Raw genomic sequence first — 22,914 nt, 5'->3', positions numbered from 1 at the left:
TCGCTGCTCCGGGTACGCATACCATTGTAGCTACGTTAGGCAGTTGTACAGTTACCAACAACAGCATAGTAGTAGCGCAACCTACACCACTTAACCCTATTGTTGCAACGGTTGGCACTACAAGCTGTGCCACAAACCAAGCGACTATAAACATAACCGCTCCAACAGGAACAGGCATTATGTACTCTCTTGACGGCGGCACACCACAGGCAAGCACAAGCTTTACCGCTGCTCCGGGTACGCATACCATTGTGGCAACATTGGGCAGTTGTACAGTTACCAACAACAATGTAGTAGTGGCACAACCAACACCGTTAAACTCTATTGTTGCAACGGTTAGTACTACAGATTGTGCTACGAACACAGCTACAATTTCTATTTCATCTCCAATAGGTAACGGCATTATGTATTCGCTTGACGGGGGCACGCCACTGGCTACTACAACTTTTACAACAACTCCGGGTTCACATACTATTGAAGCACGCTTAGGCAACTGTGTAGTATCTGACAATACTATTCTAGTTGCACCGGCAACAACATTAAGCCCTATTGTAGCCCAGGTTGGCGCTACCGATTGCAGCAGCAGGGCTACCATAACCATAACAGCACCGTTGGGCAGTGGCATTATGTATTCTATAGATGGAGGCGCACCTCAATTTGGTACAACCTTTACAGCGCTTTCGGGCAATCATATAATAAGCGCACAGGTAGGAAACTGTATGATAAACCAAAGGGTTACTGTAGCACCGGGTTCTTTACTTCCTGCGCCACATGCACAGGTATATCAGGCTACCTGCCCAGATCCTTTTGGCCGTATCGTAATACAATCTCCTGGCACCGGTTATACTTACAGCATCAACAACGGTCCGTTTGGCACCACTACCAACTTTACAAATCTTCCTCCGGATACTTACAGTATAACAGGTATATCGCCAACCGGATGCCTTACCAGGGCGGTAGTTTATACTATAGTTGCCCCCATACCATCTCCGGTACCTACAGGGCATGCCATACAAGCAACCTGCAATAATCCTCTTGGTGCGCTTGTAGTAGATTATCCGATAGGAATAGAATACGAGTACAGCATAGATAATGGCTCAAACTATAGATCTACCCCACGTTTTGATGCCCTTCCTGCCGGAAATTATACGATTACAGTAAGAAACATATCACTATGTACAGCACAAAGCATACAATATACCATAGATGCTGCACCAACAGCCCCGGCAATTCCGGTTCTGCAACTCACTCCTCCCGACTGTTCGGGTAATCTGGGCAGTATTGAAGTCTCGTCTCCTTTAGACCCTACATATACGTACAGTTTGAATGGAGGACCGTTTACTTCCGATATAAGATATGAAGACCTCGCATCGTTGCGCACATACTACATTACGGTTAAAAATAGCCACGGATGTACATCAAGGAGTATTAACTATGCTATGGGAGCAGCACCTTCATTCCTGCCTTTACCGCAAGGAAGAGCCTCTCAGCCTGACTGTACGAACAACAAAGGCAGCATTACTGTTACAGCCCCAACAGATACAGGCTACAGATATAGTATTGACGGTATTAATTTTGGTACAACCCGTTTGTTCAACAATCTCGACGCCGGGCGCACCTATTACATTACCATTACCAACGGTACCTGCGAGAGGGTATCGCTACCAATTGTCATAAATCCTGCCCCTACTCCCGCCCCGTCTCCAGGAACTATTACAGGTAACGATGCTGTATGCATAAATGGCACGCTGCAACTAAGCAACGCTGCAACAACAGGCACATGGAGCAGCAGCAATACATCTGTAGCTACTATAGATGCTAATGGGCTTGTAACACCAATCCGTTTAGGTACAACGACTATCAGATATTCTACAGGAACAATTTGTACCGATTATACCGAAAAAGTAATAACCGTAACAGGCTTGCCAAGACCTGTATTACAAAGCACTTATTATGTTTGTGCCGATCCTGTCACGAATGTAAATAACATGATAACTCTTAACAGCGGTTTGTTTACCAATGCCTATAGCTTTGTATGGACAAAAGGCGGATCTGTAATCAGTAACGCTGTAGGACACCTTAATACTAATGAACCGGGTGATTATACCGTTACTGTCACAGATTTGGCAACAGGATGCAGCACAACAGTATCTACTACAGTTAATGGTTCTTCTAAGCCTGTGGCTTATGCCGAAAGTGGTGAAGACTTTACCTCAAGCCAAACCATTACAATTACAGTTACGTCGGGCTCCGGGGAGTATGAGTTTAGCCTTGATGGCGGTGCTTATCAGGACGAGCCTTATTTTTATAATGTAGAAAGCGGTGTACACGAAGTGACCGTGAAGGACAGGAACAACTGCGGAGAAATTACGATAGATGTGTTCTCATTGAACTATCCGCGTTTCTTTAGCCCTAACGGCGACCTTATAAATGAAACATGGAATGTAAAAGGGCTTAAAAACCAAAATGCCCTTATCTATATTTTTGACAGGTTTGGGAAACTTGTGGCCCAGGTAAACCCCGAAGAAAAAGGTTGGGACGGTACCCTTAACGGAAGCCTGTTGCCAGCCACGGATTACTGGTTTACGTTAAATTATACATCCTCAAGAGGCGAAGCGAAAGAATTTAGGGCACACTTTTCTCTGATACGATAATACTTTCTGAGTTAAATTTAAAGTAAAGGGGCTGACTCAAAAATGAGTCAGCCCCTACTTATTTTTTCGAAATTAAAATTATTTTACGATTTTGAAACTCCTGCTATCAGAATTTGTTTTTAATACTACAATATAAATACCTTTCTCTAAATGTATTGGCAAATGTAATGGCAGGGTATTTTTACCAGAATTAAAAGTTTGGTTATCAGACACAATAAGAACTCTCTTCCCAGTAATATCATAGAGCTCTACACTTGCCTTGGTGCTATTTAATAACTCAAAATCAATAGCCGAATCTTCGTTAACCGGGTTAGGGTAAACAATAAGCCCTGATTTTTTTTGAACATTTAATAAGTCGGTACCTGCCACCGGGGTGCCTACATCACCAATACTTACACGGCCTACAGTAAAGGCATTATCAAGCGTTGAAGATGAGTAGCCCGACATAAGGAGTTTGCCCTGATGTATGTTAATGTCGGTTACATTATCTGAGCCTCCGGTGTAATCCATAGAAATATCGCCTATTATCTGGTTGGTCTCAAAAGTATCATCATTAGAACCATCCTGGTTTAAACGCCATAATAAGATATTACCGCCGGTATTAGCGGCAACAACAATTTTGCTGTCCGGCTGTAAGGCAATGGTACCGCTACCTGAATTCAGGCTAGTTGCATTGCTGTAATACACACCGTCTCCATCAAAGGAAGTATCCGGTGTACCGTCAGAATTATACCTCATAATTGCAACCGTCCAGATATTTGTAGAAGGATTTCTTGACCCTGAAAGTAATATCTTGCCATCTGGTTGTAACAATAATGTTTTAACACCAATGCCGGAATTGATTATGATATTGCCTGTTCCTGCAAAAGTAGTGTCGGGGCTACCGTCACTGTTAAACCTTGCCAATGCTGTCCTGCCAGAGTAAGTTGTTACAAATATAATTTTACCATCAGGCTGAATTTCAATGGGCCCGCCTCCGGTAGCATTTAAGAGGGCTACATCGATCTTACCACCGGTGCCAAACCCCGAATTTAAAGATCCGTCAGAATTTAGGCTGACTATACAGTTTCCGTAGTAACTGCGTGACCCTGAAAAATAAATCGTGCCATCGGGGGCTACTTTTATATCGCTAACGAAATTATAGTTTATAGCGTTTTGCAACACAAAACTGCCTTGGTCTGCAAATGTAGTGTCTGGAGTCCCATCTTCGTTATACCTGTCCACAATAAACCGTGTTGTTCCGGGGTTACTGCCTATAGCTCCGGCTGCAAGAATCTTTCCGTCAGGCTGGAGGGCTACCGTGTAGTAAGTGTCGTCACTGCCATTGGTATGTTTGGTTAAACGCCCACAGCCATTAAAGCTTGTGTCGGGAGAACCGTCGGCATTCCACCTTACAATTGCTAAATCCTCAGTATATATAGCAGTGGCATTTTCGTTTGTGTTTGAGGTACCCACCTGTATTATTTTGTTATCGGGACCTACTTTGGTATCATAAGAAATATTATACTCACTGTTATCAAAATCTGTAAGCCATAGTCCGTTATACCCAAATTCTGACATTATCGTTCCGTTAGATTGGTAGAAGGTTATAAAGGCATCATTATCGCAGCCGTTGTAACCCGTACCTGCAACACATACCTCATTAGTACTCATTACAGCAATGCCTGTAGCCACATCGTCGCCTACGCCTACAGATTGAACTATTGTGCCATTAGTGCCAAATGATGTAATAAGGCTGCCGTTTGTAGCAGAATATTTTGCTGAAACGGCTTTTTTAAATGTTCCGTTAAAAGTATATCCGGCAACAAAAAGCGAGCTATTTTTAAAAAAGACAGCATTTGCCTCATCATCGCCATTCCCTATGGCTGTTGTTACAATACCATCGGTATCAAATGAGGTATTAAGACCATTGTTGTTATACTTAAGTACGGCAATATCAAGATTTCCTTGCGCATTGCCTGTAGAGCCTACGGCATATATCGCTTCGGTAGCTGCATCCCTTACCATTGCGTTTATACGGTCATCTCCATAATAATGGGTTGTTAGCTTTCCTGTACTGTTAAACGTTGTATCGAGTGTACCGTTAGCATTGTACCTAACAACTGCAAAATCTTTTTGTCCGTTGTTTGTGGCAAACCCACCGGCAAGTATCTTGCCCGAAGGCAGTACTATAATAGCATTGGCCTGGTCTTCGCCACCGTAAAAATCGGTTATTACGATACCATTGGTACCAAATGTTGTATCCGGGCTCCCGTCTTCAAGGTATCGTACTAAGGCAAAATCTTTACCCGAAGCCGTTGTGGTGTATCCGGCTACTACAATTTTTCGGTCAGTTTGAAAAGATATGGCATAAGCCCTGTCATCAGTGCTGCCTATTGCCGTTGTTACTTTGCCTGTAATATTAAAAGAAGAGTCTAAACCTCCGGGCCTGAGGCATGCGACTGCAAATGTGGTAGTGTTACCGCTACTGCTGTAGCCGGCAAAGTAAGTTTTTCCTGAGCCGTTTGCCCCTTTACAGGCTGCCATAGCATGGTCATCTCCGCCATTAAAATCTATAGTGTATTTTGTGGCAGTATTTTCTGTTTGAAAATATCCTGAATATACAAAATCCCAGGTTCCGCTATAATTACGCGTACTGCCAAAAAGATTGCTATAGAAGCTATCGGGATTTAATATGCCATTTACTTCATCATCATTATCCCGGAAGTACATTCTGGAAGCTCCTGAATTATAGGATCCAAAAGTTTCATCCATTTCTACCGTTTGTGCAACCGCACAGCAGGAATAAATAAATAACACTGTTGAAAGAATAATTTTTTTCATATTTGTTGGTGATTTATATTTTTTAACAAAAATATCTCTTTTATACCATGTTCTCCTTAGATGGATACCTTTTTTTAAAAAAGCAACAATGTAGAAAAATGATGAACGATATTCTAAACAGAAAGAAGGCTGTTTCCAAACGAAACAGCCTTCTTTTATAGCTTATTATGATAGCAATAGTAAAAAAAATAATGTAAGTTATCTATATAATTGCCTATTTTCCAGCCCAGCCAAACAGGCTTTGTATTCTTTGCTGTAACGATTCGGCAGTGTCATCATCCTTAAACAGTTTAGACCCCATGCCAACTGCTGTAACACCTGCTCCAAACCATTCTTTAATATTGCCTTCTTCAGGCTGAACACCACCTGTAACCATAAACTTAAGGCCGGAGAACAATGGTTTTATGGCCTTTACATACTGTGCACCAAGCGTATCGCCCGGAAACAGTTTTACTATAGGCGCACCAAGAGCTTCGGCAGCGGCAACCTCTGTAGGGGTCATCGCACCCGGAATCCATAGTATGCCTTTGTCAAGCGTTACAGCGGCAATTTCGGCAAGCACGATCGGGCTCACAATAAAATCAGCTTTAAGGGCTATAAAATCTAAAGCCTGCTGCTGTGTCTTAATGGTACCGATACCTAATTTAAGATCAGGAAAATTTGCATCCCTGTATGCCATAAGCTGTTCAAAATTAACTTTTGCCTGTGAACCACGGTTCACAAATTCAAATACCCTTATCCCTGCTTTATAAGACGACTCCACGACCTTTTTACACGCCTCAACATCATCATTATAATAAACAGGCACAATAGGATAATCGGCTATTTTTTTAAGTATATCTTCCATAATTATAAATTCATGTTTGTAAAATCTCCCTGTACAAAAAGTTTCTGAAAACCGGTTTGTGTAGCAGTATCAATAACTTCCTGTGGCTGATAATTTTTATAAATACCACATATAAGCCCTGCCATAAATGCATCGCCACTGCCAATGCGGTCTACAACATTAAAGGTTTCAAAGGTTTCTGATGCATAATTTCCCTCCGGTGTATGATACACTCCGTAAAATAAATTATGTTTTGCATTGTCCATAAACCTGAACGTATTAGACACGTGTTTACATTTCGGGAACTTAGCAAAAATTTCGGCAGCCGTGTTCTTAGATGCTTCAAAGTAAACCTCCTTGGTGGTATTACGGTCTAAAGTATCATCAATAGTTGTGCCTAACATTTTGTTTTCGGCCCATATATTGCCCATAACAACATCGCAATACTGTACAAGCTCCGGCATTACCTCAAGTGGGCTTTTTCCATATTGCCATAGTTTGCTACGGTAGTTTAAGTCTACCGATATGGTCAGGCCGCGTTTGTCAGCTTCTGCAAGGGCCGCTTTCATAAACTGCGCCATATCTTCAGACAATGCGGGGGTAATAGCCGTCCAATGAAACCATGAGCAGTCTTCAAATAGAAAATCCCAGTCAATATCATCTGCCTTTAGTTGGCTGAAAGAAGAATATTTACGGTCGTACACTACATCGCCACTGGTTAGCCCGTTAGCCGACAGCAGTATATACATACCAATACGGTCGCCCGACCATTTTATTTTAGAAGTGTCTACATTATTGCCCTCTAAAACAGCTACAATTTCTTTAGCTATAGCATTTTGAGGTATTGCAGTAAAATAAGCATTAGGAATATTAAGATGCCCCAGGGCAACACTTACATTGGCCTCAGACCCTCCGGCAAAAGCCGAAATATTATCGGTCATGCCTTCCTGGCGTACAAATGCCGGGGTAGAGGTTTGGAGCCTGATGAGTAATTCTCCAAAAGTCAGTACTTTTTTCATCTTTAAGTTTAGGCTTTAAAGCATAGTATTTTAGCGGTTTTGCAAAAATACTACAACGTTTTTTTAACGGCACTAAATATATAGTTTTTTATTAACTTAAAAGATAAAATGACTATAGGTATTACGAATAAATTTTAACAAATTAATTTAAGACAGTAATACAAATAAAAAATGCCTCAAAGCATTACGCAAAGAGGCATTTTTAAAGTTATGTAAATCTGTTATTTACTTATTTTGTATAACCCACTGGCATGGGCTGCAAAGATTTTTGTAAACGAAGCCCCCGAAGTTGCTTCGAGCTCTTTGCCGCTCCACATTTCGGTTACTTTTGCACCTTGTTTTACCCCAAGGACCTCTAAGGCTACACTAACTTCTGTCGACGGTTTGTCTGACATGTTGAACAATGCCAGATATACATCGCCTGTTTTAGCGTTTTTAGAGGTTATGGCTACTTTGCCATCCGTCTGGAAAAGCTGCTTAACATCTGTAGCCTCGCTGTGCATTTTAAGCACTTCTTTATTGGTAAGTAATGAGAGCGTAAAGGCATCATTACTTGGCATGTCTCCTCCAAAAAACAAAGGCGAACGGAAGATGGTAAACAAATTCATTAGCGTATATTGCTCGTCTTTAGTAAGGCGGCTCATACGGTCTTCGCCCCTTTCGCCCCTTACAGAGATCCTTCCTAACGGAATCATGTCGCAGTCAGGCCATGTGCCCGGTGCAATATACGGATACCATTTTTGGGCAACTTCCATAAGGTGTGTAATGTGCGGCCATGTATCCCAAACGTCGTCTACCATGCGCCACATGTTTGCATGAGACTGTACGTGCTCTGCCTTTTCAACAGGCGTCTCACCCGGCGATGTGCTCAGTACAATTTTACGACCACAGTTATCAATGGCTTTACGAATAAGCTCTATTTCGCCTTGGTGGTATGGCCTCGAGAGGTCGTCTATTTTAATAAAGTCAATACCCCATTGCGCATACAATTCAAATAAAGAGTTGTAATACTCCTGTGCACCCGGCTTATCGGCAAGTACAGTATAATTATCCCTTAGCCATTCGCACTGTAGCGCGGTAGTATAAATTTGGTCGGCAGTAATTCCGTTAGCTCCTTTTATTGGCATTTTATCCTGAACTGCCTTTTTAGGGATGCCACGCATAATGTGTATACCAAACTTAAGGCCTTTACTGTGCACATAATCGGCAAGAGGTTTAAAGCCCTGACCGTCTTTAGCAGAAGGGAATCTGTTTACAGCAGGCTGATAACGCCCATACTGGTCTATAACATAGCGTGGATCGGTTTGGTTGTATCCTCCGGCTTTGTCATTCTCCACAAACCAGCGTATGTCTACAATAATATATTCCCAACCAAAGGCTTTCAGCTTATTTGCCATATAATCGGCATTGGCTTTAACTTCGTGCTCTTCTACAGTAGGCCCATAGCAATCCCAGCTGTTCCAGCCCATTGGCGGCGTTTGTGCCCATTGCTTAAACTCTTCGGGTTTAAAGGCCGTAGTTGTGTTCTTTGAGCCTGAACATCCTGCCAGCACAACAGCCCCGGTTAGGGCTAAAAGTAATTTTCTTGTTTTCATATAGTGGTGATATAAAAACTGCCGTACAAAACTCCTAAAAGTCCTGTACAGCAGTTTTATTAATTTGATTTTTTTATCATTGCTAAATAATCCTGATTTGCCTGCATACTATTTATGCAGTCGGTATAAATTTAGGCAAAAAAATGTAATATTTACACTTAATCATTAAAGACGTGTCTCAAGGTTTTGGCCTGTCATCATACCTACAAGGTCTTGAAGACCTTGCAGGATACCGAACAGTTTGCTAAACCTGCAAGGTTTTTAAAACCTTGTAGGTTTAAAAACCACATCTACAAGCCTTTAAAAATCTTACAGGATTACAATGAAATCTACTTAATATTAACCGTTACTGTAACCGGTTTTAGCCACTGGCTGCTAAAGGTTACTGTTACCGTGCCTCCCTGGCCTGTGCTTTGCAGGTAAGCCAAAAGGTGTCCGTTAAATGCACGCTGAACGTTATCGGTATAATCGGTCATATCGCTGTTGTTGCCTGCCTCAAGGCCAAGCAGTTTTGCAGGACCGCTAATAGTACAGGTAATCTCGTTATCGCTAAGTATTACGGGAAGACCGTCTTTATCAAGAACATCAACCATTATTTGGGCAATGCCTTTTTGTTTGTCTATAGTAACCGATTTTTCTTTAACAGAAAGCGATACAGGCTGTGTAGATGAAGTTATTGCATAGCGCGCCACTTCTTTATTATTAGCATCAAGAGCAACGGCTTCAAGTTTTCCTGCGGTATAAGGGATATCCCAGGTAATGATTCCTACATTTTTATCGTAGTTTTTAACTTCGTCAACCGTTTTACCGTTAAGGTCAAGACGAACTTTTGCACCGTTGGTGTAAGCAACAACCCTTACGGTCTTACCATTATCATAATTCCAGATAGGCCATGCATCTTTAGACGGCTTTTTCTCATCAGCAGGAGCAATATAAGTACCAATATAAACCATTGGCTTATCTGACCAAAGCGACTGGCGGAAATAACCGCGAGGCTTAATGCGGCCTGCAAAATCTACAAGGCCTGAGTAAAAGCCCCTTGAAGGCCACCTGCCCGATTCGCCAAGATAGTCGATACCTGTCCACAGGAACTGACCAAAAATGTGTTCGTTATTTGTAACTGCAAGCCACGGCTCAATGTCGTGTACATTCTCGCTACCGTAAATTACCCTGTTAGGATATTTTTTATGGTCGCTGCCATATTTGCTTTCAGTATAGTTATAGCCTGTAATGTCTAACGCCCCCGGATACTCGGTTTCGTTACTCATTGCAACACCAGCAAGACCCGCGGTTGTTGGGCGCGATTTATCATATTTTTTAACCGCTGCAACAAGGCGTTTGGCAATAGCACCAAGCCTCATGGCGTCAGGTGCATCTTTTTTGTAGCCGCCATATTGTGCCTGTGTAAAGCCTGTAGCCGTTGTACCTGCCAATACCGGGTGCGAATAAGGATCGTTAGGATAGTCTACCTCATTACCAATGCTCCATGCAAATACCGAAAGGTGGTTGCGATCGCGGCGCACAAAATCTTCAAGGTCTTTCTCTGCCCAATCGGCAAAAATATCAAATGAGCCTTCATAGCCCGGCGTGCCATAGTTCCAGCCTTCTAGCCATTTGCGTTTAGGATATTCCCACTCGTCATAGGCTTCGTTAAGCACTAATAATCCAAGTTCATCGCAAAGCTCATAAAACTCAGGAGCCTGAGGATTGTGGCTTGTACGTATTGCAGTAACACCTATTTCTTTAAGGGTTTTAAGACGGCCTCTCCAAACATCTTTTGGCACTGCCGAACCTAATACACCTGCATCGTGGTGCAAACAAACACCTTTTACTTTTTGCCATTTGCCGTTTAGGGCAAATCCTTTATTAGGATCGAAAGTAAACGTACGGAAACCTGTTTTTACAGCAGATACATCTATTTGTTTACCGTCTTTAAGCACGGTAGTTTTTAGCGTGTACAGGTTAGGGCTGTTTAAATCCCAAAGTTTAGGGTTAGAAACTTTTAGTGTTGTAGTAACCTTTTGGTTTTTATTGGCTGTTGCCGATAGTTTTTCTGTACTCTTGGCAACCGATTTTCCGTCGGGAGCAATAAGTTCGTTTACTACAGTAAGGCTTTGTTTAGACGATGAGCCATTTTCTACCTCTACCTCTACATTTAAAACGCCTTTGCCTTTAGTAACTGTTGGATAGGCATACACTCCCCATTGTGCAATATGCACAGGGTTAGCATATACTACCCATACATTACGGTAAATTCCAGAACCTGTGTACCAACGTGAATCAGCACTTTTGCTGTGGTCTACTTTTACTGATATTATGTTGTCCTCGCCATATTTTATAAAAGGAGTAACGTCATAAGCAAAAGATATGTAACCATTAGGGCGCTTGCCTACCGATTGCCCGTTTACAAATACTTCGCTCCTATTATAAACACCTTCAAAATATACATATACTTTTTGGCCTTTTTGGGCAGCAGGTACATTTAATGTTTTGCGGTACCAACCTATACCTCCCGGCAAATATCCTGTGGCGCTCGCAAGCGTAGGGCTAAGCTGTCCTTTAATGCTCCAGTCATGCGGAAGGTCTACACCCTGCCATTGAGCATCGTCAAAAGCAACATTTTTTGCATCCGGTGTGTCTGCAAGATTAAATTTCCAACCGTCATTTATTTTTTGGGCATCGCCAAAAGATAACTGGCCAAAGCCCGATATCCATGTAAAACCCAAAATAAACAACAGGATTCTTTGTGTTGTCACAATCTGATTTTTCATTTGTTGTTATTTAAAAATAGTAAAGTATTCTTGTTAAAAGTATATATTATTATTTACTTTTCGACACTACTGTTAGTATTGATTGTGCCGGTACAGTAAAAGATCTCTTAGCCTCTACTTTCAAAAGTTCCAGATCTTTATCTGCCGATGTAACATATACTTCCAGCTCTCCTTTTAAAGCTTTTGTGTGCTGTAATGTAACGGGAACAGCGTCATTGCCCGAGTTTATTATTACAGTTACCAACTTTCCTGTCGCAGCATCTTTATAAGCCGAGAACAAAAAGTTTTTATCTGTTGTGGTGCTATTTACATTTTCAATGTTCACTCTTTGGTAGCCCGGCCTTATAAAACGGCTATAGTTACCAAGACTCCACAGCATTTTGCTTTCATAAAAAGTACCATCGGTTTTGTTCATGTCTATATAAACCAATCCATCTTTATAATCATAAGGAGAAATGGCTACCCACCAATGCCATGCTGTAGCCTGTGCTTCTGCAAGATCAGTATGTATGGTACGTGCAAGATACAGAGCCGATGTTATGCCAAGATCGCGACCGTTACCTTTAATTTCCCCATCATTATCGCCAAGGATACAATATTCCGACATCCAGTATTTAAGACCCGAAATCTGGTTTACAGATGTGGCAAGCTGTTGCCTTTGTGCAACCGATGTGGCAAACGGAGACGTAGTAAAATAGCTGTGTCCTGATATAGAATTATCTAAATTTTTCAGGTTACCGATATAATTAGGCGATCCCTGCACAAAAAAATCTTTTACCTGATTTGCCCTGCCGGTTCTGTTATGCTCTTCATAGAGATAATTTATCTGACCTGCTTCTGCAAGGTTTATTTTGGCAGTTAAACCCTTATCGCTGATCTTTTGATCCAGAAGTTTTGCAACCTGTGCAATTTCATTATTATAAAAAGGTGTTCCTTCCTGTCCGCCATCGTTCCAGTCCCATTGAGGCTCGTTCATCGGGCTGATATAATCCGGAGTAAGTCCCATTTTTTGCATACCCTGAGCCACTGTTGCAAGATAATTTGCATAGGCTTCAAACTTACTGCTTTGCAAATTGGTTTTGAGGTCTTTATTGGCAAAAGCCTTTCCGTTTTGTGTTAACGATACCGGAGGGCTGTTAGGAAAAATAAGAAGTTTGCCTACATTGCGTTGTTTTGCAGCATGGGCAAACCACACCTGGCCTTTTTGCCTGTTCCAGTCATAGCTACCATCAGGCTGAAGAAACGACTCTGCCCTGCGCCATTCATCGCCAATGCCGCTTTCAGTTCCCTGCTCTGCACTTCCGGCTCCAATATTAAACCTCCATAACGACAGGCCTATACCCAAAGGATTTCCTTTTACGTCTGTATTTTGACTAAAAAGCAAATCGGCAATAGCATTTCTTTTAGCATCAGGCCAATTGCCCACAAACTGGCATGACCATGCATCTGAGGCACCAAAATGCTCTATGGTTTGATAGGTAACAGCATCATCTATACGTAATGCAACAGGTTGTACACTGTTGGTTGTAGTGCTGTTTTTTGATTTGTAACTGCCACACGAGGAAAATACTGTGCATGCTATTAGTAATACATATTTGTTGTATATGTTTTTAATATGCATAATCTATTAAATATTTTCAGAAATTAAAAAAGCCAGGAAGTGCCCCTCGTGGCACAACCCGGCATAATTTATTTGTTTATTAATATTCCGGATTTTGCTCCAACTGGTTGTTAGATGCTAATATCTCAAACCTTGGTATTGGCAACCAGTAGTGTTTTTGCTGGAAGCTTCTGCCTGTTAAAGCTGTAATTACAGAATATGTTTTAGTACCGTCAAGAGCTCTAATAACGCTGATTCCCTGTGCAGCTTCATTTTCAGTTTGGTCTGCTATCATCCAGCGTCTAACATCATAAAAACGGTGCTCTTCAAATGCAAGCTCTATCCTGCGCTCATGGCGGATGCGCTCACGCATTTCGCTTTGAGTTAAGCCTGCAGGCAATGCAGGCATGTTAACACCTGTTCTGCTGCGTATAGCATTTATAGCATCATATACAGTAGCATCCGGACCTGAAACCTCATTTTGTGCCTCGGCATAGTTAAGCAGTATTTCTGCATATCTAAAGTATATCCAGTTCTGTACACCGGCTACCTCCCACGGGTTAACAATTGGCAGGTCTTCGCGAATGAATTTATTTAAATAGTAGCCTGTTTTACTGGTATTCCAGTTATCACGGCCTCCTGCACTATCCTGTCCGTCTGGATACTGATCCGTATCAATAGACCTGAATGTTTCAACAGTCCTTCCACGATACGGCGCTCCATCATAAAGAACGGTTGCGGCAAAACGCGGATCCCTGTTTGCATAAGGAGCAGCAGCATGAGCAGGATTGCTCCAGCTAAATGCAGAACCATCTGTCATTTCATAATCGTCTACCAGGTTTTGCAACGGAACGTTACCACCCCAGCCGCCGTAGCCATTAGGGCCGTTGGCAATTTCTAATGCCAGGTGACGGGCAGTAAGGTTGTAGAACCTTGCAAAAATATATTCTGAATTGCTTTGCTGATTAGTAAACAACTCACTATATCCACCCTGGAAGATACCGTAAATACCAAGGTCCATTACATCTTTGGCAGCCTGAGCAGCATCTGCCCATTTTTGAGAGCTGTTAGCACCATCTGTATATAATGGGCTTGCAGCATACAGCAACAACCTCGATTTTAAAGCCATTGCAGCTCCTTTAGTAGCCCTTCCTTCACCATAAATATTACTGTTATTAGTTGGCAGTCCGGCAATAGCATCATTAAGCTCGTTAATAACATAGGCCATAGATTCTTCTATAGGCCTGCGGTCAAACAGAGCAGGATCCTGATAATTCTCGCCAAGTTCTACAACACGATCGCCCATAAGCACTACTTTACCGTAGTTCCTTATAAGGTCATGATATCTAAAAGCCCTTATAAATTTAAGTTCGGCAATAAGTCGGTTTTTGCGGCCTTCACTCATGCTAACCTGACCAATATTATTTAGTGCATAGTTAATTTCGCGGATACTACGGTAGCTTCTTGCCCAAAACACGCCTGCTATACCAAGATTTTCTGGTGCAAGCTGTCCTTGTTGTATTAGCCATGTATCGTCATTATTGTTGTATATCGACTCATCTGTAAGCGAGCCCCACATACCGTACTCAAAACCACGTCCAAAGCCAGGCATGTTAGAATCTCCTTCTTTATTTGTAAGCTTTACACCAATGTAACGGTTTATAACAAAAGCCTCGAATAGCGTAGAGTCTGCTAAAATCGCAGCGTTTGATAAACGGTCAGTAGGCGTAATTTCAAGATAATCTTTTTCGCAACCGGTAATTACGATACACGCTGTTATACCAAGCAGTATAGATTTTAATATGTTTATATTTTTCATAGTGTATTTTTTAGAATTGAACGTTAAAACCGAAGTTCACGATTCTTTGTTGCGGATAGAACTGTCCGTTCTCACTGCTTGTTTCAGGGTCAAAGTCTTTAAACTTAGTAATAGTAAATAAGTTAAAGGCACTCAGGTAAAGACGGAAGTTGGCAACACCATATTTCTCTGTAATATCTGTTGGAAGTGTGTATCCCAACTGTACATTTTTAAGCCTTACAAAAGAAGCGTCCTGAAGCCAGAAGTTGTTTTTATACAGACCACCGTTTATTGACGAACCTGTACTTTCGCTTACCCTCGGATACGATCCGTTAGGATTGCTTGGGCTCCATCTGTTGTCTGCCCAGGTACTGTAAAAGTTTCCTGTAGTTCCACTCTCTGTCAATACATATTGGCTAACCTGAGCCTGACCCGAGAATAATACTGAAATGTCAAAGTTTTTATAGGCAGCATCAAGATTTAAACCGAATACCATACGCGGCATGTTGCTGTATTTACTCCTCGTCATATCGTCAGGATTAATTACGCCGTCTCCGTTAACGTCTTCATAAATAAGGTCTCCTAAACCAGCTCCTGCAACGTGTGGTGTAGAATCAAGTTGCTCCTGAGTCCTGAAAATACCAACAGCATTGTATAATAAATAAGTATTTAACTGCTGGCCTGTTTGTCTTTGATAGCTCAATATACCCGGTGCCTCGTCTATAAACAATACTTTGTTTTTGTTATAAGTAAAGTTACCCGATACGCCCCAGCTAAATTCACCATTGTGCCTGTAGCCTAATGTAGTTTCAAAACCTTTACTCTCCATTTCGCCAATATTTTCCATAGGCACTAAAGGATCAGACCCATAAGGATTTACGATACCCGTAGAACCCGGAATAGAGGCATTTCTTGTTTGGAGCATTTTTGTTCTTTTTTGCTTAAAATAAACCGCTTCCAAACTAAAATTTTTCAGGAATGTAGCATTTACACCAATATCAGTTTTCGTAGCAACTTCCCATGTAATATTAGGGTTGGCAAGTTTAATAAGGTCAATACCCGAAACCAGGTTTCCTCCCACTACATTTCTGTTATTAAATGCGTAGTTACTGTAATACTGGAAGTTTCCAATATTATCATTACCAAGTTGTCCCCATGAGGCACGAACTTTAAGGTCGTTTACAACACCTTCTGTATTAAACCAGTCTTCTTTAGAGATCCTGTAACCACCCGATATTGAAGGGAAGAAACCATAACGGTCTCCTTTAGGAAAGTTAGACGAACCGTCTACCCTTGCCTGAAGATCTAACAAATATTTTTCTTTATAGTCGTAAGCAATACGGCTTATAAAACTTTCTCTTGTAAAGTTCCATGAATATCCGCTGTTTCTGCTGTCTGTTCCTGCAGCACCTCCCTGAGTCAATTCAGGAAGCTCTGTAGTTGGAAAGTGAAGACGTGTTGCATCAAACTGGCTCTCTTTGTACTCACTCTGCTCATAAGCAACAAAAGCATCAACGCTATGTTCTCCAAAACGACGCTTAAAGTTGACTTTAAAGTTAGCAACAGTTTGGTCTATGCTTTTTTGCGATTGATATAACGATCCCTGCTGATCGGCACCACCACCCACTAAGAACGGATCATATTCGCCTGTAGAGGCATTATAATCGTACAGTGTAAAAGGAGTTGCAAAGCTTTTAGTACGGCTTTCACTTATATCGGCAGAATAGAAACCATCTGCAGAGAAACCTGCTCCAAAGTCAAAGCTACCTCTAAGTATACCGTTAAAAACATAAGTAGGATTATTGTTAATTCCGGCTGTTCTTGAAGCATCTATTAAAGGATTGCTTCCTTCTATACCGCGTGAAGGTAATCCGTTAGGATAAACCGCAGCAACTGTTGGGTATCCCCTGTATATAGCTCGGAAAATATTACCCGCGCTTTGTATAGGATATTGTCTGTCTTCTTTACGGCCTGATAATGAAACCCCAACTTTAAGCCTTTTACCAATATTAGTATCTATATTAGTCCTAACATTATACTGATCATAGTTCGCTACACCATTACGGTAAAGTCCTTCCTGAGACAGTTTACCTAATGAAAAGAAATAGTTACTGTTCTCTGTTCCGCCCTGAACGTTAAGGTTGTGCTGGCTTTGAAGCGACGTACTTTTTAAAGTAGCCTTTGCCCAGTCTGTGTTAGGATGCCCAAGTGGGTCTGACCCATTCCTGAACAGTTCAATATCTTCCTGAGAATATATAGGCAGTGCACCATTATAAGAAGCTATCTCATTACGTATTGTTGCATAAGTAGCCGCATCTGCCATATCGGGCAAGCGTGTTGGCGACGAAAAGCCTTGGTCAAAACTATAATTAACTGTAGTTTTTGAACCTTTTTTACCTTTTTTAGTAGTTACCAATATAACACCATTTGCAGCACGGCTACCATAAATAGCTGCCGATGCATCTTTAAGTACCGTTATACTCTCAATTTCCTGAGCCGATAGCCTGCTAAGACCACCTATCTGTCCCGGGATACCGTCTACTACCACAAGTACATCGGCATTACCTGTCGTACCAATTCCCCTTATCGAAATACCAGAATCGTCATATCCAGGTTCTCCTCCCCTATTAGTAGCCACAACCCCTGATACCCTCCCGGCAAAACCGTTAGAAATGTTTACAGCAGGGCTTTTTGCTACATCTTTACCATTAATCTCTCCCACAGAGCCTGTTAAAGTAGCTTTCTTTTTTGTACCATAGCCCACAACCACAACCTCTTCAAGGTCTTTTGCGTTCTCGGCAAGGGTTACCGTTATTGTTGTTTTTCCGGCAACAGCTATTTCCTGGTTGCTAAAGCCCACAAAGCTAAATATTAGTACCGCAGACGGGTCTGATACCGCTATTTCATAGTTACCGTCTATATCGGTAGTTACAGCATTGGTAGTGCCTTTTACAAGCACGGTTACACCCGGCAATGGCAATTTATCTGTGCCCGATATTACCTGTCCCTTAACTGTAGTAGCCTGAAAGAAGGCACTTGTCTCTATTTTTGAGATCGTGTTGGCTGCATACATCTCACCTGTAGCACCACACATACACAAGGCAAGCAGCATGCCCCCCTGTGTAAAAATTTTAGATCTTGAAAACGTAAAGTTTTTCATACTTAAATCGTCTGAAGATTTTTTGCCTGTACTGCCTCTTGCAGTCCTGAAAAAATCGTGTTAAAAATGGTTAGTACTTTTTGTTCAATTAAAAAATCAAAAAAGAGGGTTACATCATACAATACATTGGTTTTAGTTTCAAAAATTGCTTTAAAGGTTATATTATATAGTAATGGTGTACAAATTATTTGTGGGTTACTGAATGAAGGATAATGCATTGAATAAAGATTTTTTACCTGCCCGCTTAAACCCAACTTATGCAGGCAGGTATAAAAAATCTAAACCTAACTAATGAATAACCTTTTATGGTTTAAACTACACTTAAACGTTTTAGTAGCTTAATATTCAATGCAAAGTAAGGGGGGATAAACCATTTCGATGGGGGATAAATTGGAATAATAGAGGGTGTAAATTGGAAAAAACCACAAACCATTACCTTTTTTTAAACAAAATTTATTTTAAGCGCTTTAATTTGACTTTTTGAAATCGGAACTTATATAACGGTTTCGCTACGGTGTGTACGAGATAAAACTATACAGCATCATTTTTAAATCTTATAAAGAGGATAAAAATGATGCTGTAAATATTAAAATTGAAAGCGGAGATACCCTACCTGTTTACAATATTCAGGTCCTGGTTAAAAGAGTTCTTATATTTTTTGATGTACTCGGATGGGGTAATGCCAAACAATTTTACAAACTGCTGCCTGAAATATTTTTGGTCTTCAAACCCAACACGCGCTCCAGCCTGTGCTATGTTTATATTTTCGGTAAGCATTATAACTGCGGCACGCCTTAATTTTACTGATCTTATAAAGGCATTAAGCGTTTGCCCCGAAATAAGCTTTATTTTAGAATACAGTGTGCGGTGCCCCATGCCCATAAGCCTGGAAAAGTCTTTAATGGTAAAATTGCCATTGTCTATATTGGCCTCTATAACCTCTATACATTTTTTAAGAAACTCCTGATATTCTTCGGGAACTTTCAATGTATTTTCCTTTAAGGTAATGCTGTCCAGGAAATAACGGCGAAGGTCTTTGCGGCTTTTTATGAGCCTTTCCGATTTAGCCAGAAGTATATCGCTGTCAAAAGGCTTGGTAATATAATCGTCTGCGCCTTCGTTAATTCCCTGTAAATGGGTTTCGTTATTGGCCGATGCCGTTAGCAATATAACGGGGATGTGATTTAGCTCGTCGTTCTCCTTTATTTTTTTACACAGTTCAAGGCCATCCATACCTTCCATGGCGATATCAGATATTACCAGATCGGGCAAATGCTTTTGTACTAATTTGAGTCCTTCAAGTCCGTTTTCGGCAGTATAAATAATATAAGAGGGTGCAAATAATTTTGCCAGATAGTTTCTCACATCTGTATTATCATCTACAATAAGCACCGTTTTCTTTTCACTCAGCAATTCAGGCTCAAGGGTGTTGGCAATATTTTCAACAACTTCGGGTATTGTTTCCTGCTCAGGAAGGCTGTCACCCATAAGCTCTTCTACAAGTCCCGACATTTTAGGAGCTACATTGGTTACTGGCATATCGGCAAAATGATCCCGCCCTTTTTTAAACTGTATTGCAAAACTTGTTCCCTGCCCCACAACACTGGTACAATTTATAGAACCTTTGTGCTTTTCTATAAAATTGCGCACTATAAACAGCCCTATACCAAACCCGGAAGCAGACGAAACCGACTTAGCCTGTTTAAACTTATCAAAAATAAAAGGCAGTTCGGCCTCAGGTATACCACTGCCTGTATCTGATATTATAACCGATGCCGTTTGATCTGTCTCAGTTATTTTCAACATGATCATTCCATCGTTTGCCGTATGTTTAAACGCATTAGACATCAGGTTAAACAGAGAAATCTCAATCTTTTCATAATCGCCTGTAATGTAGACAGGCTCTGGCGTAGCCTCAAAACTATAGGTTATTTCCCGCTCCCTTGCCTGATTTGTAAAACACTCAAACACCTCATGGCAAAGTTCATTTAAGTTTATCTCAGATAGCTTCAGGGCATCGGCATCGCTCTCTGCCTTCCTTAAAAGCAGCAATTGATCTACAAGACTAAGCAAACGTCGGGCATTACGGTGTGCCACGGCAAGATCGTTCTTAAAGCCAGCGTTTACCATATTTTCTTTCAAGCCCCTTTTTAAAGGATCTATTATTAACGAAAGTGGCGTACGGAACTCGTGCGAAATATAAGTAAACATAGAAAGCTGCTTATCAGCAAGCTCCTTCTCCTTTTTGCGTTCCATTTGCTCAATGGTTACTTTATACTTCATCATCACTTTACTTCTGTTGTACCTAATGTAGGCATATACAATAGCTGCAGCAGTAACACAATATAATGCATACGCCCACCATGTTCTATACCATGGAGGCAAAACCCGAATGTTGAGCAAAGGCACAGCTTTATCCCATTTTCCGTTAGCATTACGGGTACGAACTTTAAAAATATAATTCCCTTCATGCAGGTGGGTGTAGTTTGCCTTACGCCCATTGTCGCTGTAACTCCAATGTTCATCCCAGCCTTCCAACAAATAAGAATAGGTTTCGCCACCGGCTTTTGCATAGTCAAGGGCAACATATTCTATAGACAGATTGGTTTGCTCAAAGGGCAGTTGTATATTTTTTATTTGTCCTTGTTGCTGTGCGGTTACATAACCGTCTTTTTCCTGAATGGGGTTATTGTTTACCAATAGCCCCGTTAAACGTATAGGAATAGCTTGTGCAGCCTCATTTATTGTATTAGGATAAAAAATATTAAAACCATTAATACCTCCAAATAAAAACTCGCCGGACGAGAGTGCCAAACCGGCATTAAAACTAAACTGGTTGCTTTGTAATCCGTCTGATACGGTAAAGTTCCTGCTTGTTTTTGTACTATAATTAAACCGACTAAGCCCGTTGTAGGTGCTCATCCATAAGTTGCCGTTTTTATCTTCCAACAGTCTTAATACTGTGTTGCCCGTAAGACCACTCTCTGTGGTAAATCTCGAAAATTTACCCTTTTTACGTTCAAAAAGCAACAGGCCTCCTTCCTGTGTGCCTATCCACAAATTGTTATGCCTGTCTTCAAGTACACACCTTACCGGATAACCAACACTGAAATTCTTAGTTTGCCCGGTTTTAGGATCAATACTTATAAGAGAGGTATAATTTCCTCCCCACAGTTTGCCGTCTTTGGTTTCTATAAGGCATTGCAGGTTGTTTATGGCCGAAGAAAACAATTCGAAACTGTTTGTTGCATTGTTAAATTTGTAAAGGCTGCCTTCGTTAGTGGCTCCTGCCCAAATATTTTTCTTTGAGTCCTGATATAAAAACCAAACATTTTTTTCTACCTGTTTTGTTTCGGGGTTGTAGCACGAAAAATATTCTATAGAGCCATTTTTGGGGTCTATCCTGTTTACACCTCCAGCCCAGGTAGACAGCCAAATGCGGTTTACAGGATCTTTTATAATACTGGTAATAAAATTACTCGACAGTTTATAGCGGCTCGCAGCCGATTTATTATAAGAAACATACGTGTCATTTTTTCTGTCCCAATAGCGAAGGCCTGCTCCGTCTGTACCTATCCACAGGTTATTTTTTTCATCTTCGCAAAACGAGAGTATAAAATTCTCCGTTGGGTTAGCAACATCGCTCCCTTTATATTTTATGTGCTTAAAAGCTATGGGACGGGCACCTATAACACTTATGCCTCCCCTAAGCGTGCCTATCCATTTATTGGCTTTATCGTCAAGATATAAACTCCAAACCGAGTTACTCTTTACAATCCGTGCATCGCCATTTTTATAAGGAACTGCTCCTCCTGATTTATTATAGGTGTACACCCCTGCCCCATCGGTAGCTATCCATAGTGTGCCTTTTTCGTTAAGGATATTGGTTACACTGCTTTTATTTGCCATAAAATTAGCAGAGAGTGATCCTGTAGCTGCATCATAAAAATAAAAGCCATCATCTGCCCCAAGCCATAAGTTATTATTGCCTGCCGTTTCAAGGCAGTTTACTTTAAGATCAGAAGCATATTGCAAACTCAACTTATCGGTATCTGTATCATATTTACAAAGCCCTATGTTTTTTACAAACACCCAACAGAACTTAGAATTTACAACAGGCTCAATAGCAAGCGCATCATAGCTGTTTATTCTTTTATTGTTTACCCGCAGTTCAATTAATGTTCCTGCATGAGTATTTTTGTTAAAAGCGATAAGACCACTTTTTTGGGTCGCAATTAATACATTTCCGTTTTTTATTAGTTTTATCTGATGGGTGATATCACTTAATGCTTTTTGTTTTTTACCCAAACTATATGTCAGCGGAGTGAACTTACCCGAAATCTGGTCGAGCACTGCTGCTCCTTTTGAACCACCAACCCAAATATTGTTTTTGGTATCTGCCTGAATGCAATAAACGGTGTTGCTAATAAGCGATGTAGTGTCGCCAATACGGTTGCGGTACACTTTAAAATTATAGCCGTCGTAGCGGTTAAGTCCATCGTAGGTACCAAACCACATAAACCCGTTATTATCCTGGTGCATTGTAATAACCGAGTTGTTGGACAGCCCATTGGTTATATCTAAAAACGTCAATGGCAGCTCCTGGCATTGCACCTTTAAAGAATATAACAGCAGTATGGAAATTACAAAGAGAAGAAGTCGTTTCAT

The 22,914-nt window shown here is 41.1% G+C and carries 10 protein-coding genes; 1 reads left to right on the top strand and 9 read right to left on the bottom strand.

Annotation, left to right across the window (positions count from 1 at the left end; translation table 11 throughout):
- The coding region (locus GR160_RS18850; protein WP_160751457.1) for a T9SS type B sorting domain-containing protein at positions 1-2,654 on the top strand (2,654 nt) is incomplete at its 5' end.
- Between the two features lie 78 nt (positions 2,655-2,732).
- On the opposite strand, the gene GR160_RS18845 is transcribed toward GR160_RS18850, so the two are convergent.
- From GR160_RS18845 to GR160_RS18805, 9 genes are all read right to left on the bottom strand, one after another.
- Positions 2,733-5,477, bottom strand: coding sequence for a T9SS type A sorting domain-containing protein (locus tag GR160_RS18845; RefSeq protein WP_160751456.1), 2,745 nt, complete (start codon positions 5,475-5,477; stop codon positions 2,733-2,735).
- Positions 5,478-5,691: 214 nt separating this feature from the next.
- Positions 5,692-6,324 (bottom strand): bifunctional 4-hydroxy-2-oxoglutarate aldolase/2-dehydro-3-deoxy-phosphogluconate aldolase, encoded by a 633-nt coding sequence (locus GR160_RS18840; RefSeq protein WP_160751455.1) that lies wholly within the window; start codon positions 6,322-6,324, stop codon positions 5,692-5,694.
- A gap of 2 nt (positions 6,325-6,326) precedes the next feature.
- Positions 6,327-7,322 carry a sugar kinase gene (locus tag GR160_RS18835; protein WP_160751454.1) on the bottom strand — a complete coding sequence of 332 codons (996 nt, stop codon included), beginning with the start codon at positions 7,320-7,322 and terminating at the stop codon, positions 6,327-6,329.
- A gap of 221 nt (positions 7,323-7,543) precedes the next feature.
- The gene (locus GR160_RS18830) at positions 7,544-8,917 is read right to left on the bottom strand and encodes a glycoside hydrolase family 27 protein (RefSeq protein ID WP_160751453.1); all 1,374 of its coding nucleotides are present in this window, start codon (positions 8,915-8,917) and stop codon (positions 7,544-7,546) included.
- A 329-nt stretch (positions 8,918-9,246) separates the two neighbouring features.
- A complete protein-coding gene (locus GR160_RS18825; RefSeq protein WP_202390825.1) occupies positions 9,247-11,688 on the bottom strand; it encodes a sugar-binding domain-containing protein in 2,442 nt (813 codons plus the stop codon).
- 49 nt (positions 11,689-11,737) lie between these two features.
- Positions 11,738-13,309, bottom strand: a complete 1,572-nt coding sequence (locus tag GR160_RS18820; RefSeq protein ID WP_160751452.1) for a glycoside hydrolase — start codon at positions 13,307-13,309, stop codon at positions 11,738-11,740.
- Between the two features lie 79 nt (positions 13,310-13,388).
- Positions 13,389-15,107 carry a RagB/SusD family nutrient uptake outer membrane protein gene (locus GR160_RS18815; RefSeq protein WP_160751451.1) on the bottom strand — a complete coding sequence of 573 codons (1,719 nt, stop codon included), beginning with the start codon at positions 15,105-15,107 and terminating at the stop codon, positions 13,389-13,391.
- 10 nt (positions 15,108-15,117) lie between these two features.
- Positions 15,118-18,246, bottom strand: coding sequence for a TonB-dependent receptor (locus GR160_RS18810; RefSeq protein WP_160751450.1), 3,129 nt, complete (start codon positions 18,244-18,246; stop codon positions 15,118-15,120).
- A gap of 609 nt (positions 18,247-18,855) precedes the next feature.
- Positions 18,856-22,914: a two-component regulator propeller domain-containing protein gene (locus GR160_RS18805; RefSeq protein ID WP_160751449.1), complete on the bottom strand. Its 4,059-nt coding sequence runs from the start codon at positions 22,912-22,914 to the stop codon at positions 18,856-18,858.

The organism is Flavobacterium sp. Sd200 (assembly GCF_009826935.1).
Lineage (GTDB): Bacteria > Bacteroidota > Bacteroidia > Flavobacteriales > Flavobacteriaceae > Flavobacterium.
The sequence above is the reverse complement of the archived record's forward strand: the minus strand, read 5'-3'. Positions and strand labels throughout refer to the sequence as shown.

Bases quoted from the DNA above. Each gene is read 5' to 3' on its own strand.
- GR160_RS18845 (WP_160751456.1), bottom strand. From the start codon at position 5,477: ATGAAAAAAATTATTCTTTCAACAGTGTTATTTATTTATTCCTGCTGT.
- GR160_RS18840 (WP_160751455.1), bottom strand. From the start codon at position 6,324: ATGGAAGATATACTTAAAAAAATAGCCGATTATCCTATTGTGCCTGTT.
- GR160_RS18835 (WP_160751454.1), bottom strand. From the start codon at position 7,322: ATGAAAAAAGTACTGACTTTTGGAGAATTACTCATCAGGCTCCAAACC.
- GR160_RS18830 (WP_160751453.1), bottom strand. From the start codon at position 8,917: ATGAAAACAAGAAAATTACTTTTAGCCCTAACCGGGGCTGTTGTGCTG.
- GR160_RS18825 (WP_202390825.1), bottom strand. From the start codon at position 11,688: ATGAAAAATCAGATTGTGACAACACAAAGAATCCTGTTGTTTATTTTG.
- GR160_RS18820 (WP_160751452.1), bottom strand. From the start codon at position 13,309: ATGCATATTAAAAACATATACAACAAATATGTATTACTAATAGCATGC.
- GR160_RS18815 (WP_160751451.1), bottom strand. From the start codon at position 15,107: ATGAAAAATATAAACATATTAAAATCTATACTGCTTGGTATAACAGCG.
- GR160_RS18810 (WP_160751450.1), bottom strand. From the start codon at position 18,246: ATGAAAAACTTTACGTTTTCAAGATCTAAAATTTTTACACAGGGGGGC.
- GR160_RS18805 (WP_160751449.1), bottom strand. From the start codon at position 22,914: ATGAAACGACTTCTTCTCTTTGTAATTTCCATACTGCTGTTATATTCT.